This is a genomic window from Xanthomonas boreopolis (genome assembly GCF_046529185.1).
Taxonomy (GTDB): Bacteria; Pseudomonadota; Gammaproteobacteria; order Xanthomonadales; family Xanthomonadaceae; genus Pseudomonas_S; species Pseudomonas_S boreopolis.
Genome location: NZ_CP097162.1, coordinates 1101030 through 1114786, shown reverse-complemented (window position 1 = coordinate 1114786; position 13757 = coordinate 1101030). Strand labels below are relative to the sequence as shown.

At 68.6% G+C, this 13757-nt stretch carries 9 protein-coding genes and 1 pseudogene; 2 read left to right on the top strand and 8 right to left on the bottom strand.

Annotation, left to right across the window (positions count from 1 at the left end; genetic code table 11):
* Positions 1 to 4: 4 nt before the first annotated feature.
* Both M3M27_RS04965 and M3M27_RS04960 read right to left on the bottom strand, forming a co-directional pair.
* A pseudogene (locus tag M3M27_RS04965) lies at positions 5 to 649 on the bottom strand (PilN domain-containing protein); the annotation flags it as partial.
* Positions 649 to 1707 carry a pilus assembly protein PilM gene (locus tag M3M27_RS04960; RefSeq protein WP_140719477.1) on the bottom strand — a complete coding sequence of 353 codons (1059 nt, stop codon included), beginning with the start codon at positions 1705 to 1707 and terminating at the stop codon, positions 649 to 651. The pseudogene M3M27_RS04965 and the gene M3M27_RS04960, both read right to left, overlap by 1 nt.
* A 215-nt stretch (positions 1708 to 1922) precedes the next feature.
* Between M3M27_RS04960 and M3M27_RS04955 the strand changes: the two genes are divergently transcribed.
* Together M3M27_RS04955 and M3M27_RS04950 are read left to right on the top strand one after the other, a co-directional pair.
* A complete protein-coding gene (locus M3M27_RS04955) occupies positions 1923 to 4346 on the top strand; it encodes a penicillin-binding protein 1A (RefSeq protein WP_140719479.1) in 2424 nt (807 codons plus the stop codon).
* Between the two features lie 304 nt (positions 4347 to 4650).
* Entirely contained in the window at positions 4651 to 5301 is a 651-nt protein-coding gene (locus M3M27_RS04950; protein WP_140719482.1) for a hypothetical protein, read from the top strand.
* A 163-nt stretch (positions 5302 to 5464) separates the two neighbouring features.
* Here the strand turns inward: M3M27_RS04950 and M3M27_RS04945 are convergent, their stop codons facing one another.
* The 6 genes from M3M27_RS04945 to M3M27_RS04920 form a co-directional block, all read right to left on the bottom strand.
* Complete coding sequence (locus M3M27_RS04945; protein WP_434027345.1) at positions 5465 to 6751, bottom strand: citrate synthase; 1287 nt, start codon at positions 6749 to 6751, stop codon at positions 5465 to 5467.
* Positions 6752 to 7025: 274 nt separating this feature from the next.
* On the bottom strand, positions 7026 to 7268 hold the full coding sequence (locus M3M27_RS04940) for a type B 50S ribosomal protein L31 (RefSeq protein WP_140719486.1): 243 nt from the start codon (positions 7266 to 7268) through the stop codon (positions 7026 to 7028).
* A 179-nt stretch (positions 7269 to 7447) separates the two neighbouring features.
* Entirely contained in the window at positions 7448 to 8386 is a 939-nt protein-coding gene (locus M3M27_RS04935; protein WP_434027344.1) for a nucleoside hydrolase, read from the bottom strand.
* Between the two features lie 70 nt (positions 8387 to 8456).
* Positions 8457 to 10622, bottom strand: a complete 2166-nt coding sequence (recG, locus tag M3M27_RS04930; protein ID WP_434027343.1) for an ATP-dependent DNA helicase RecG — start codon at positions 10620 to 10622, stop codon at positions 8457 to 8459.
* Positions 10623 to 10625: 3 nt separating this feature from the next.
* Complete coding sequence (locus M3M27_RS04925; RefSeq protein ID WP_140719493.1) at positions 10626 to 11009, bottom strand: RidA family protein; 384 nt, start codon at positions 11007 to 11009, stop codon at positions 10626 to 10628.
* Positions 11010 to 11415: 406 nt separating this feature from the next.
* Positions 11416 to 13587 (bottom strand): RelA/SpoT family protein, encoded by a 2172-nt coding sequence (locus tag M3M27_RS04920; protein WP_140719510.1) that lies wholly within the window; start codon positions 13585 to 13587, stop codon positions 11416 to 11418.
* Positions 13588 to 13757: the final 170 nt, after the last annotated feature.

Sequence of the window (13757 nt, the reverse complement as noted above, 5' to 3'; positions counted from 1 at the left end):
GCTGCGGCTGGCCGCCCGCCGGCGCCGCGCCGGCCTTGCCCGGCTCGGTCCCGGCCTGTTCCTCGGCCTTCTGGTTCGGGTTGGCCAGCGTGACCTTCAGCGTGAACACGTACGGCAGCGCCTTGGTATCCAGCACCGGCGCGGCATTGGCCGTCTTGTCCTGCGCCTTCGCCTCGATGATCGACAGGTCGGGCTTGGTCATCCAGCCCGAGCCTTCGAGGTTGCGCATGTAGTTGCTGACGCGGGCGTTGGATTGCGAGCGCCCTTCGAGGGTCAGGACCTCGCCCTCCTGCTTGACCGTGGTCAGCACCACGCCGTCGGGGATCGTGCGCACCAGCGAATCGAACAGGTGCACCATCTGCGAGCGGTTGGCCTGCAGCTCCTCGATCACGCGCTTGCGCGCCAGCAGGCGGTCGCGCTTCTTGTCGAGTTCGTCGATTTCCTTGTTCTGCGCCTTGACCTTGTCGATCTCGGCGGTCAGGTAGGCATTGCGCTCGTTCTGGCCGTCGATCTGCCGGTCGTAGTAGAACCAGACCAGCGCGGAGAGCAACACGCCGGCCAGCGCGGCGAAGCCGAGCATCGAGTAGAACTCGCGCTCGCGCTGCTTGCGGCGCTCGGCGCGCCAGGGCAACAGGTTGATGCGTGCCATCAGTCGAAGCTCCTCAGGGCCAGACCGGTGGCGATCATCAGGGCCGGGGCGTCCTGCGCCAGCGCCTGGGCCTGGACCTTCGGCCCCAGCGTCATCTGCGCCAGCGGGTTGGCGACGGTGGTCGCCACGCCCAGTTGCTCCTCCACCATGTCCGGCAGGCCGGCCAGCGCGGCGCAACCGCCGGCCAGCACGATGTGGTCGACCCGGTTGAACTCGCTGCCGGCGTAGAAGAACTGCAGCAGGCGGCTGATCTGCTGGACGGTCGCCTCCTTGAAGGGCTCCAGCACTTCGATCTCGTAGCTCTCGGGCAGGCCGCCCTGGCGCTTGGCCAGCCCCGCCTCCTCGTAGGTCAGGCCGTAGCGGCGCATCACCTCGTCGGTGAGCTGCTTGCCGCCGAACACCTGCTCGCGGCTGTACAGGCTGCGCCCGGAGCGCAGCACGTTGAGCGTGGTCATCGTCGCGCCGATGTCGACCAGCGCCACGACCGCGTCCTGCGCCACCGGCAGCTCGCTGGCGACCAGCGCGAAGGCGTTCTCGACCGCGAACGCCTCCACGTCCATCACCTTGGCGGCGAGCCCGCCCAGCTCGAGCGCGGACTGGCGCAACTCCACGTTCTCCGAGCGCGAGGCCGCCAGCAGCACCTGCACCATCTCGGGATTGTTGGGAATCGGGCCGAGCACCTCGAAATCGAGGTTCACTTCCTCGATCGGGTACGGGATGTAGTTGGTCGCCTCGAGCTCGACCTGGGCCTCCATGTCGTGCTCGTCCAGCTCGGCCGGCATCGGGATCAGCTTGGTGATCACCGCCGAGCCGGCCACGGCGGCCGCGGCGAACCTGGCCTTGGACCCGGACCGGTTCAGCGCCCGGCGGATGGCCTCGCCGACCGCCTCGACCTCGACGATGTTCTTCTCCACCACGGCGTTCGGCGGCAGCGGCTCGACCGCGTAGTGCTCCACACGGAAACGGTTGCCGCTACGGGAAAGCTGCAGGAGCTTTACCGCGCTCGAACTGATATCGACGCCGACGAGCGGCGACTGCCCCTTGGAAATAAGCCCCACGGAAACTCCCCTGCCGGCGGGCACTTGGACGCGCCTTCTGTACCCCGGCATTAATAATCAGTTTTTTTTTCGGTTGGCAACCACTTCGCACGAAAGCCGAGAAGGCGATCACGCGACCCCAACGGTGTCCAACGGCATCCCCTGGTCCGGCCCCGGCCAGACCTGGCGTAATCTATACTCTGCGACCACGAAATCTGCAATCGGAATCTGTCTCGATGCCCCGTGTCCGTCGTTGGCTGGGCTGGATCTTGGCCGCGTTCGTCGTGCTCGCACTGCTGGGTGGCCTGGCCGCCGGCGGCGTCTACTACGCCATCTCGTCCAAGTTGCCGGACGTGCAGTCCCTCAAGCAGGTCGAGCTGCAGGAACCGATGTACGTCTACGCCAGCGACGGCCGGCTGATGGCGGTCTACGGCGAGACCCGGCGCTACCCGATCCGGATCGAGGACGTGCCGGAGCGCCTGAAGCAGGCCTTCCTCGCCACCGAGGACGCCCGCTTCTACGAGCACGGCGGCGTGGACTACAAGGGCATCGCCCGCGCGGTCTGGCTGCTGGCCACCACCGATGCCAAGCGCGTACCCGGCGGTTCGACCATCACCCAGCAGGTGGCCCGCCAGTTCTTCCTCAGTTCCGAGTACAGCTACACCCGCAAGCTGGCCGAGATCCTGCTGGCGCGCAAGATCGAGTCGGAACTGACCAAGGACGAGATCTTCGAGCTGTACCTCAACAAGAGCTTCTTCGGCAACCGCGCCTACGGCGTGGCCGCCGCGGCCGAGTACTACTACGGCAAGAAGCTGAACGAACTGAGCCTGGACGAGATGGCCTCGCTGGCGGGCATCCCCAAGTTCCCGTCCAGCGGCAACCCGATCAGCAACCCCGAGCGCGCCCGCGAGCGCCGCGACTACTACGTGCTGCAGCGCATGGCCGACCTGGGCTTCATCACGCAGGCCGAGGCCGACGCCGCCAAGGCGGTGCCGATGCACGCCACCCCGCACGAACCGCCGGTGCAGGTCTACGCGCCCTATGTCGCCGAGATGGTGCGCCAGGAGATGATCGCGCGCTATGGCGGCGACGTGCTCAACAAGGGCTACCACGTCACCACCACCATCGACGCGACCATGCAGGCCGCCGCCGATGCCGCGGTCCGCGACGGGTTGCTGCTGTACGACCACCGCCATGGCTGGCACGGCGTCGAGCAACACTTCGACGTGCCCGCCGATGCCGATGCGGCGGCGCTGGCCTCGCACCTGAGCGGGATCTTCACCCAGTCGGGCCTGATCCCGGTCGTGGTGGCCCGCACCCATCCCGACGGCGGCGTCACGGTGGTCCGCCACGACAAGTCCGAACTCACCCTGCCCGCCTCCGCCAGCCGCTGGACCAACAAGACCCCGGCCAGCCTGCTCAAGCGCGGCGACCTGACCCGGATCCGGGCGGGCGCGAAGGAAGGCGAATGGATCATCGACCAGTTGCCGCGCGGCCAGGCCGCGCTGGTCTCGCTGGACGCCAACAACGGCGCGCTCAAGGCGATGGTCGGCGGCTTCAGCTTCGCCGGCAACAAGTTCAACCGCGCCACCCAGGCGCGCCGCCAGCCGGGCTCGAGCTTCAAGCCGTTCGTGTACGCGGCCGCGTTCGAAAAGGGCTTCAATCCCGCCTCGATCGTGCTCGATGCCCCGGTCGTGTTCCGCGACCGCCGCGGCAAGACCTGGTCGCCGCAGAACGACGGCGGCGGCTTCAGGGGCCCGATGCGGCTGCGCGAGGCACTGGTGCAGTCGCGCAACCTGGTGTCGGTGCGGCTGCTGGACGCGATCGGCGTGGATTTCGCGCGCAAGTACATCCACCAGTTCGGCTTCGACGAAGCCGAACTGCCGCCGAACCTGTCGATGTCGCTGGGCACCGCTTCGCTGACCCCGCTGTCGGTGGCGCGCGGCTATGCGGTGTTCGCCAATGGCGGCTCGCGCGTGGACACCTGGGTCATCGACGAGGTCAAGGACCGCGACGGCAACGTCCTCTTCAAGGAGAACCCGGCCGTCGCCTGCCGCAGCTGCGCCCTGCAGGGCGACAAGGTCGCGCCGGTGAGCCAGGTGGTGGACGGTTTCAACTTCGGCGCGCCCGCGCCGCCGCCCGCCAAGGATGCGCAGAAGCCGGCCGCCGAGGCCGAGCCTGCACCCGCCCCGCCGGCCGACGCGAAGATCGCCCCGCGCGCCATCGACGAGCGCACCGCCTACCAGCTGGTCTCGATGATGCGCGACGTGGTCCAGCGCGGCACTGGCACCGCGGCCAAGGTGCTCGGCCGCGAGGACGTGGGCGGCAAGACCGGCTCCACCAACGACCATCGCGACGCCTGGTTCTCGGGCTTCGGCGGGCCGTTCGTGACCACCGTCTGGGTCGGTCGCGACGACTTCCAGTCGCTGGGATACCGCGAGTACGGCGGCAAGGCCGCGTTGCCGATCTGGATCGACTACATGCGGGTGGCGCTCAAGGACCAGCCCATCGCCGCCAACAACCCGCCCGACGGCATGACCCAGACCACGATCAACGGCGCCGTCGAGTGGGTGAAGAACGAGGACCTGGATCGCCTGCAGGACTACGACTACGGCTTGCAGGACCAGCAGGCGGACGAGAAGGCGTTCGATATTTTCTGACGGTCGGCCGGGATCCGGGATTCGGGAAAGCCTCTTTGCCTGGGTCCGGCCGCCAAGCGATCCGATGCTTTTCGCGGATTCCCTTGCTTTTTGCAGGAGGGACTTCAGTCCCGACGGGGCTTTACCGGCCAGCTGTCGGGACTGAAGTCCCTTCCACAACAGCCTTCGATACGCAGCCAGCTCGTCGCTTTTCCGAGCACCGCCCCCTGGTCTCCAACCCGGTCCCGGCCTCTCTTCTCCGAATCACGGCTTTTGAACCCACATGCGGTAGAGTCGGCCCAGGTTCCACACAGGGCAGCCGGCCATGCATCACGCACGCAAGCACGCCGAGACCCGCACCCGCGAACGCCGCCATCGCCTCGCCCACGAAGCCGCCCGGCTCATGGCCGAGGGCGGCATCCGCGACTACCACCAGGCCAAGCTCAAGGCCGCCAACCGGCTCGGCATCTTCGACGACGCCTCGCTGCCGCGGAATCGCGAGATCGAGGAGGCGTTGCGCGAGTACCAGCGCCTGTTCGCCGGCCCTGGGCACGCCCGGGGATTGCGCCAGCGCCGCGAGGCCGCGCTGCGGGCCATGGACTTCTTCGACGCCTTCGCGCCGCGGCTGGTCGGGCCGGTCCTCGACGGTACCGCCGACGGCCATTCGCCGGTGCACCTGCACCTGCACAGCGACGACCCGGAAACCGTGCAGCGGTTCCTGGAGGAACAGGGCGTCCCGGCCGAATCGCGCATGCGCCGCCTGCGCCTGGACCACGAACGCAGCGCCGACGTGCCGGTATGGTTGTTCAGCGCCGAGGAGCTGACCTTCGACATCGCCGTCCTGCCCCGCATCGCGCTGCGCCAGGCGCCGTTGTCGCAGGTGGACGAACGCCCCATGCAGCGCGCCTCCGCGCCGCAGTTGCGGCAGATGCTGGTGGACGAGGACATCCGCGGCTACGAGCAGGCGATGCCCTGAGCTTGGGCGCTTGCGGTACAGCCTGGAAGCGACGCATCCGGCCGGTTGCGCTGCAGGACCGCCACCCCGGCGGCATGCCGGCACGCCGCCAGGATGGAGCGCTGCGCCCGCGAACGAAAACGCCCCGCGTCGCGGGGCGTTTTCCGGTACGCGGACCTGCCGGTCAGCGCTTGGCGGCGGTGTAGTCGCGCTTGTCGTAGCCGGTGTAGATCTGGCGCGGGCGGCCGATCTTCATTTCCGGGTCGGTCTGCTGCTCCAGCCAGTGCGAGACCCAGCCGGCGGTACGGGCGATCGCGAACATCACGGTGAACATCTCGACCGGGATGTTGAGCGCCTTGTAGATGATGCCCGAGTAGAAGTCGACGTTCGGGTACAGCTTGCGCTGCACGAAGTAGTCGTCCTTCAGCGCGGCCTCTTCCAGCTTCAGCGCCACTTCCAGCAGCGGGTCGTTGACGCCCAGCTCGCCCAGCACCTTGTGGGTCATCTCGCGGATGATCTTGGCGCGCGGGTCGAAGTTCTTGTAGACGCGGTGGCCGAAGCCCATCAGGCGGAAGGACGAGTTCTTGTCCTTGGCCTTGGCGACGGCGGAATCGACGTTCTTGGCATCGCCGATCTCCTCCAGCATCTTCAGCACCGCCTCGTTGGCGCCGCCGTGCGCGGGACCCCACAGCGCGGTGATGCCGGCGGCGACCGACGCGTACGGGTTGGCGCCGGTCGAGCCGACCAGGCGCACCGTCGAGGTCGAGGCGTTCTGCTCGTGGTCGGCGTGCAGGATGAACAGCAGGTCCATGGCCTTGGCCACGACCGGGTTCAGTTCCAGCGGCTCGCTCGGCACCTCGAACATCATGTGCAGGAAGCGCGTGACGTACTCGAGGTTGTTGCGCGGATAGCGGATCGGCTGGCCGATCGAGTAACGGTAGGCGGCAGCGGCCAGCGTCGGCACCTTGGCGATCAGGCGGATCGCGGCCTGGCGGCGCTGTTCCGGATCGTCGAGGTCGAGATTGTCGTGGTAGAACGCCGAGAGCGAGGCGACCGAGGCGGCGAGCATGGCCATCGGGTGGGCGTCGTAGTGGAAGCCCTTGAGGAACGCCTTCAGCGACTCGTGCATCATCGTGTGATGCGTCACTTCGTGCTCGAACTTGGCGAACTCGTCCTTGTTCGGCAGCTCGCCGTTCATCAGCAGGTAGGCCACTTCCAGGAAGTTGGAATGCTGGGCCAACTGCTCGATCGGGTAACCGCGGTACAGCAGGACGCCATTGTCGCCATCGATGTAGGTGATGGCCGACTTGCAGCTGGCGGTGGCGGTGAAACCCGAGTCGTAGGTGAAGAGACCGGTTTCCTTGGTCAGCTTGGAGATGTCGACGCAATCGTTGCCCAGGGTGGGCTTCAGAACCGGCAGAACGACCGACTTGTCGCCGGCGTTGAGCGTGACCTGATCAAGATCGGACACAGTGTGCGCTCCTCAGTGGAAGGCACCCGCCCTGGCGAGGGCAGGTACGTGATGGACGTCCAGCGGGCTCCATACGGGGCCCATTGGATTCCGCCATTATCGCACAGCAACATTTTTCCCGTCGCTTGGACGGAAGTCGTAGAGGCCGGTGCGCGCCCGCGACGCACCGTTGCTCCGGCACGGCTTGCATTCCCGCCCGGGCGGGTGGCCAGGTACGAAAAAACGACGGCCGCGCTGGGCGCGGCCGTCGCTTGCAACCCTTGGCGTCGACGGATCAGCGCGCGTAGCGCTTCTGGAACTTGTCGATGCGGCCGCTGGTGTCGATCACCTTGTGCTTGCCCGTGTAGAACGGGTGCGAAGCCGAGGAGATTTCGACCTTGATCAGCGGGTATTCCTGGCCGTCTTCCCACTTGATGGTTTCCTTGGTGGCCATCGTGGAACGGGTCAGGAACTTGAAATCGGAAGTCACGTCGTGGAAGACGACGTCGCGGTAATTCGGATGGATGTCGGCCTTCATGGGCTCGCACCGTTAAGGGCTGCTGGACAAGAGCGGCATTATAGCCATGCCCGGCCGGCCGGCACAAGCCGCCGCCGGATTGTCCGGGAAAGGCCCCTCCCCGGAGTCAAGCGGGCCTTTGCAGGGCGGGCAAGACCGCCTGCACGGCCGCCCTGCCCCGCAAGCAGGGCCGGCGTCCGTCAGCCGGCGGCCAGCGCGTCCCTGACCAGCGCCTGAAAGCGCGCCTGGTCGTAGCCGATCAGCAGCGTGGCGTTGTCCGCGGTTCCTTCCTGCCGGTTCCAGTCGACGACGGTCATGCCGCGGGTGAAGCGCCCGGCCAGCTCGATCGAGACAGGGCGCGGCTCCAGCCGCGTGGCGCCTTCCGGCTGCAGTGCGTACGCCATCGCCAGTGCGTCGGCGGCGTACCAGTACTCGCCGCGGCTGTCCTCCGACCAGAGCCGGGTCTTGCGCGAGATTTCCTCGTAGAAGCGCGCCCGCGGCGAAGGTGCGGCCAGCCACGGCCCGACGTCGCTGTGGAGCAGCCCGTGGGCGATGGTGGCCTCCCAGTCGACCAGTTCCAGGTGCGGGAAGGCGCCGAACACGATATGGGCCGCCTCCGGGTCGAAGGCGATGTTGAATTCCGCGGCCGGCGTGATGTTGCCGTGGCCGGTGATCGCCCCGCCCATTACCACGAAGCGCTTGATCCGCTGCGGCAAGGTCGGGTCGAGCTTCAGCGCCAGCGCGACGTTGGTCAGCGGCCCCAGCGCGACGAACAGCAGGTCGCCGGCGTATTCATGCGACAGGCGCAGGATCGCCAGCGCCGCGTGCTCGGCCTCGGCCTGGCGCCCGGCCGGCTCGAAACCGACGTCGCCGAAGCCATCGATGCCATGCACGTGGGCGGCGTCCACCGACGGGTGCACCAGCGGATCGGGGCAGCCGGCGAACACCGGCACGTCGCTGCGCCCGGCCACTTCGCACAATTTCAGCGCATTGCGCACGGTGTGCTGCAAGCCGACATTGCCGGCGGCGATGGTGAGGCCCACGACGTCGTGGCGCGGGTCGTTGAAGGCCATCAGCAGGGCCAGCGCGTCGTCCACGCCCGGGTCGGTGTCGATCAACAACGGAATTCTGTCGGTCATGTGATTCGCGATTCGTGGTTCGGGGGATAGCCTACCTGCTTTTGCGAATCGCCAATCGCCAATCGCGGCCTCACGCCGCCGCATAGCGCACCGCGCCGCCGATCCAGCGCGCGACCAGGCGGTCGGCGATGTCGGGACGGTCGCGCAACAGGTCCTCGGCGAGCCGCTGCACCCGCGGCAGCAAGGCCGCGTCGCGCGCGAGATCGGCCACGCGGAAGCTGGCCAAGCCGGTCTGGCGGGTGCCGAGCAGCTCGCCGGGGCCGCGTAGCTCCAGGTCCTTTTCCGCGATCACGAAGCCGTCGCTGGTCTGGCGCATCGTCTCCAGGCGTTGCCGCGCCATGGCCGACAGCGGCGCCTGGTAGAGCAACACGCAGCTCGATGCGGTGGCCCCGCGCCCGACCCGGCCGCGCAGCTGGTGCAATTGCGCCAGACCGAGGCGCTCGGCGTTCTCGATCACCATCAGCGAGGCATTGGGCACGTCCACGCCGACCTCGATCACGGTGGTGGCGACCAGCAGGCCGATCTCGCCCTGCTTGAACGCCTGCATCACCTGCTGCTTCTCGGCCGCCTTCATGCGCCCGTGTACGAGCCCGACCTTCAGGCCGGGCAATTGCGCCGAGAGCGCTTCGTAAGTGGCCTGCGCGGCCTGCGCCTCGATGCCGTTCGCGGGGCGGCCGCCCGCGCGGGCCGGTCCCGTCGCGGTCTTCGCGGGCTCGTCCGCCTCTTCGATCAGGGTACAGACCCAATAGACCTGCCGGCCTTCCGCGCATGCGGCGCGGATGCGCTCGACCAGTTCCGGGCGGCGCTCGGCGCTGAGCACCAGGGTCTGCACCGGCGTGCGGCCGGGCGGCAGCTCGTCGATCGCCGAGACGTCCAGGTCGGCGTAGGCCGACATCGCCAGCGTGCGCGGGATCGGCGTGGCGGTCATGACCAGCTGGTGCGGCACGCGACCGGTCGCCGCGCCCTTGTCGCGCAGCGCCAGGCGCTGGTGCACGCCGAAGCGGTGCTGCTCGTCGACGATCGCCAATGCCAGGTCGTCGAACGCCACCGCCTCCTGCATCAGCGCATGGGTGCCGACCACGACCTGCGCCTCGCCGGAGGCGACCTGCGCGAGCACCGCGGCGCGCGCCTTGCCGGTGACCTTGCCGGCCAGCCAGACCACCCGCACGCCCAGCGGTTCCAGCCAGGTGCGCAGGTTGGCGAGATGCTGCTCGGCCAGCAGTTCGGTCGGCGCGGCGAGCGCGACCTGCTTGCCCTGCTCCACCGCCAGCAACGCCGCCAGCGCGGCGACCACGGTCTTGCCGCTGCCGACGTCGCCCTGCACCAGCCGCAGCATCGGCAAAGGCCGCGCCAGATCGGCCCGGATCTGCTCGAACACGCGCTGCTGCGCGCCGGTCAGCCGGAACGGCAGCGTGCGCAGCAACTCGCGCACCAGCGCGCCGCGGCCATCGAGCGCGGATGCCGCGTGGCGCTGCAGGGCGATGCGCTGGCGACGCAGGCTGAGCTGGTGTGCGAGCAGTTCCTCGATCGCCAGCCGCTGCTGCGCCGGGTGCTTGCCGGCCAGCAGCGCGCCCGTATCGCTGCCGAGCGGCGGCTTGTGCATGGTCAGCACCGCGTCGCGCAGCGACGGCAGATGCTGCCGGGCCAGCCAGTCCGGGGGCAGCAGTTCGAGCGACGCGCTGTCGGGCAGGCGTTCCAGGGCCATGCCGATCAGCTTGCGCAGGCTGGCCGGGCCTACGCCCTCGATCGCCGGGTACACCGGGTCGAGCGTATCGCCGAGGCCGGGCTGCTCATCGGCGCCGAGCACGCGGTAGGAGGGATGCACGATCTCCCAGCCGTACTGGCCGGGCTTGGGCGTGCCGAATGCGCGCACCCGCGCACCGGGCGCGAACTGCGCGACCTGGGCAGCGCGGAAGTGGAAGAAGCGCAGCACCAGCGTCGAACGCGAATCGTCGGTGAGCGCCACCCGCAGCATCGGCCGGTAGCGGAAGCCGCGTTCGACCGCCTCCACCCGGCCTTCCACCTGCGCGGGCACGCCCGCCTGCAGTTGCGCGATCGGGGTGATGCGGGTGCGGTCCTCGTAGCGCAGCGGCAGGTGCAGCCAGAGGTCCTGCAAGGTGGCGATGCCGCGCGCGGCGAGTTTCTCGGCGACCTTGGCGCCGACGCCGGGCAGCACCGTCAGTGCCGCGTCGCCGGCTGCAACCAGGTTCGGCGAGGGCGCGCGCGCGCGCGGCACCGGTCAGTCGAGCACCATCACCGCGTCGACCTCGAAGCCCGCGCCCTTCGGCAGGGCGGACACTTCGATCGTCGAACGCGCCGGGAACGGTGCCTGGAAGTATTCCTGCATCACCGCGTTGACCGCGGCGAACTGGCCCAGGTCGGTCAGGTACAGGCCCAGGCGGACGATCCTGTCGAGCGACCCGCCGGCGGCCTCGGCCACCGCCTTGAGGTTGTCGAACGCGCGGCGCGCCTGCGCGCCGATGTCACCGGGCACGATCTCGCCGGTGGCCGGGTCCAGCGGGATCTGGCCCGAGAAATACACCGTGTTGCCGGCGCGCACGGCCTGCGAGTACGGGCCGATCGCGGCGGGGGCCTGGTCGGTGTGGATGATCTGGCGGGACATGGCGGCTCCGTGGACGCTGAAAACGAACGCGCATTGTATCGGCCCGCGCGCCGCGAGATCACGTCCGCCCGCCGTGCGCCGCTCAGGTGATCGGCGCCGGATTGAACAAGGCCAGGTCGTTGTGCAGCCGGTGCCGCTCGGCCCAGGTCCGGCGGCCGCTGGCCACGTCCAGGTACATGCAAAAAAAGGTCCCAGCCCGGTTCCTCCATGCGTGCCCGGCGTCCTTGCCCGGTTCGACCTTCGAGCGACCCGATGCTCTCTCTGCAGCGTTTTTGCTTTTTTGCAGGAGAGACTTCAATCCCGGCAGGGTTTTACTGGCGATCTTTGGGGACCGAAGTCCCTCCATGAACACTACTCGAGCCGAGGCAGGCTTGCCGCTCTTCCGAGCCTTGGCCCCGAGGCATCCCTATTGCCGCCGCACGCTCTGCACCACGTGCAACCGCCGCAGCCGGCGCATGATCTCGGCCAGGTGGCGGCGGTCGCGCACCTGGATGTTGAAGCGCAGCACCGCCGCGTTGAAATCGCGGTCCAGGTAGTCCACCCGCTCGATGTTGGACTCGCTCTGCGCGATCGCCGCGGCCAGCTGCGCCAGCACGCCGGTGCGGTTCTCCACTTCCACGATCAGCGCGGTGTCGTAGTCGCCGCCGACGTTGGAATCCCAGTCGATCGGCACCCAGCGCTCCGGCGACTTGCGCAGCTCGGCCAGGTTCGGACAGTCCAGCCGGTGCACCACGATGCCCTTGCCGGCGGTGTGGTAGCCCATGATCTCGTCGCCCGGGATCGGCTGGCAGCAGTTGGCGAAGCTGATCACGCCGCGCTCGCTGCCGTCGATCAGGATCTTCTCCTGCGAATGCTTGGAATGCGCGCCGCCGCGCAGCTCGGCATACGCCATCAGCGCCTGCGCCGCCTGGGTCGGCATCCAGTTGCCGAGCGCGATGTCCGCCAGCAGCGCCTCCAGGCGCGGATAGCGGTGCTCGGCCAGGAACGCGTCGAGCCGCCCCTTCGGCAGCCGCTCCAGCGAGGAATCCATCGCTTCCAGCGCGCGGTCGAGCATGCGGTGGCCGAGCTGCACCGCGTCCTCGTGCTCGAGCTGCTTGAGCTGGTGGCGGATCGCGGTGCGCGCCTTGGAGCTGACCACGAACTCCAGCCATTGCGGCTTGGGCGTGGCCGAGCGCGCGGTGATGATCTCCACGGTCTGGCCGCTGGCCAGCTTGGTGCGCAGCGGCATCAGCTTCTTGTCCACGCGCGAGGCCACCGCCTTGTTGCCGACGTCGGTATGCACCGCGTAAGCGAAGTCGAGCGCGGTGGAGTTGCGCGGCAGCGCCAGGATCTTGCCCTTGGGCGTGAACAGGTAGACCTCGTCCGGGAACAGGTCGACCTTGACGTTGTCGAGGAACTCCAGCGACGAGCCCGCCGCGCGCTGGCTCTCGATCAGCTCCACGATCCAGGCGTGCGCGCGGCTCTGCGCGCTGTTGGGCGAATCCGCGCCGAGCTTGTAGGTCCAGTGCGCGGCCACGCCCCGCTCGGCGATCAGGTCCATCTCCTCGGTGCGGATCTGCACCTCGATCGGCGAGCCGTACGGCCCGAACAGCACCGTGTGCAGCGACTGGTAGCCGTTGGCCTTGGGGATCGCGATGAAGTCGCGGAAGCGCCCGTCCAGCGGCTTGAAGGTGGCGTGCACCGCGCCGAGCGCGTGGTAGCAGTCGGCCACCGAGCGCACCACCAGCCGGAAGCCGAACACGTCCATCACCTGGTCGAAGGATTTGTTCTCCTCGCGCATCTTGTTGTAGATGCTCCAGGGCGTCTTGATCCGGCTGACCAGGCGGTGCTCGAGCCCTTCCTTGGCCAGGCGTTGCGACAGTTGCACCTCCACCTGCGCCATCGCCTCGCGGCGCACCACCGGCTGGCTGCGGATGTGCTTCTCCAGGATCGCGTGGCGCCACGGGTACAGCGCCTTGAAGCCGAGGTTCTGCAGCTCCGACTTGACCAGGCTCATGCCCAGGCGCTGCGCGATCGGCGCGTAGATCTCCAGCGTCTCGCGCGCGATGCGGCCGCGCGCCTCGTTGCTCTGCGCGCCGAGCGTGCGCATGTTGTGCAGGCGGTCGGCCAGCTTGATCATGATCACGCGCAGGTCGCGCGACATCGCCAGCAGCATCTTGCGGAAGCTCTCGGCGGCCGCCTCCTGGCGATCGCGGAACTTGAGCTTGTCCAGCTTGGTGACGCCGTCGACCAGCTCTGCGACGGTCTCGCCGAACTCCCCCGACAGCTCGTCGCGGGTCAGCGGCGTGTCCTCGATCGTGTCGTGCAGGATCGCGGCGATCAGCGCCTCCACGTCCAGGCCGAGCTCGGCGAGGATGCAGGCCACCGCGACCGGATGGGTGATGTAGGGCTCGCCGGACTTGCGGGTCTGCCCGGCATGCGCGGCCGCGCCCACTTCCCAGGCGCGGTGCAGCAGCGGCAGTTGTTCCTTCGGCAGGTAGCTGGCGGCGTGCTCGAGGCGAAGGACGTAGTCCGGCGTCTCCGCGCCGGAGGGCGCAGGCGCGGCGACGGCTGCCTGGGCGGTAGGGCCTGGGTTCATGCCGGAAGACTATGCCAGCGGAAAGAAGACGGCAATTACCGCGGGAAAACCGTCGCGGGCAGCTTCATCCGGCCTCCCGGCGATGGATGGCCGGGCGCTCGCGGAAGGCTCCGCGCAAAACAAACAGCCCGCGAGGTCGCGGGCTGCGGGTGACGCGATCCATCGTCCCG

Excerpts from the sequence above, each read along its gene's own strand:
- M3M27_RS04950 (WP_140719482.1), top strand. The coding sequence starts at position 4,651 with ATGCATCACGCACGCAAGCACGCCGAGACCCGCACCCGCGAACGCCGC.
- M3M27_RS04935 (WP_434027344.1), bottom strand. The coding sequence starts at position 8,386 with ATGACCGACAGAATTCCGTTGTTGATCGACACCGACCCGGGCGTGGAC.
- M3M27_RS04925 (WP_140719493.1), bottom strand. The coding sequence starts at position 11,009 with ATGTCCCGCCAGATCATCCACACCGACCAGGCCCCCGCCGCGATCGGC.
- M3M27_RS04940 (WP_140719486.1), bottom strand. The coding sequence starts at position 7,268 with ATGAAGGCCGACATCCATCCGAATTACCGCGACGTCGTCTTCCACGAC.
- M3M27_RS04955 (WP_140719479.1), top strand. The coding sequence starts at position 1,923 with ATGCCCCGTGTCCGTCGTTGGCTGGGCTGGATCTTGGCCGCGTTCGTC.
- M3M27_RS04920 (WP_140719510.1), bottom strand. The coding sequence starts at position 13,587 with ATGAACCCAGGCCCTACCGCCCAGGCAGCCGTCGCCGCGCCTGCGCCC.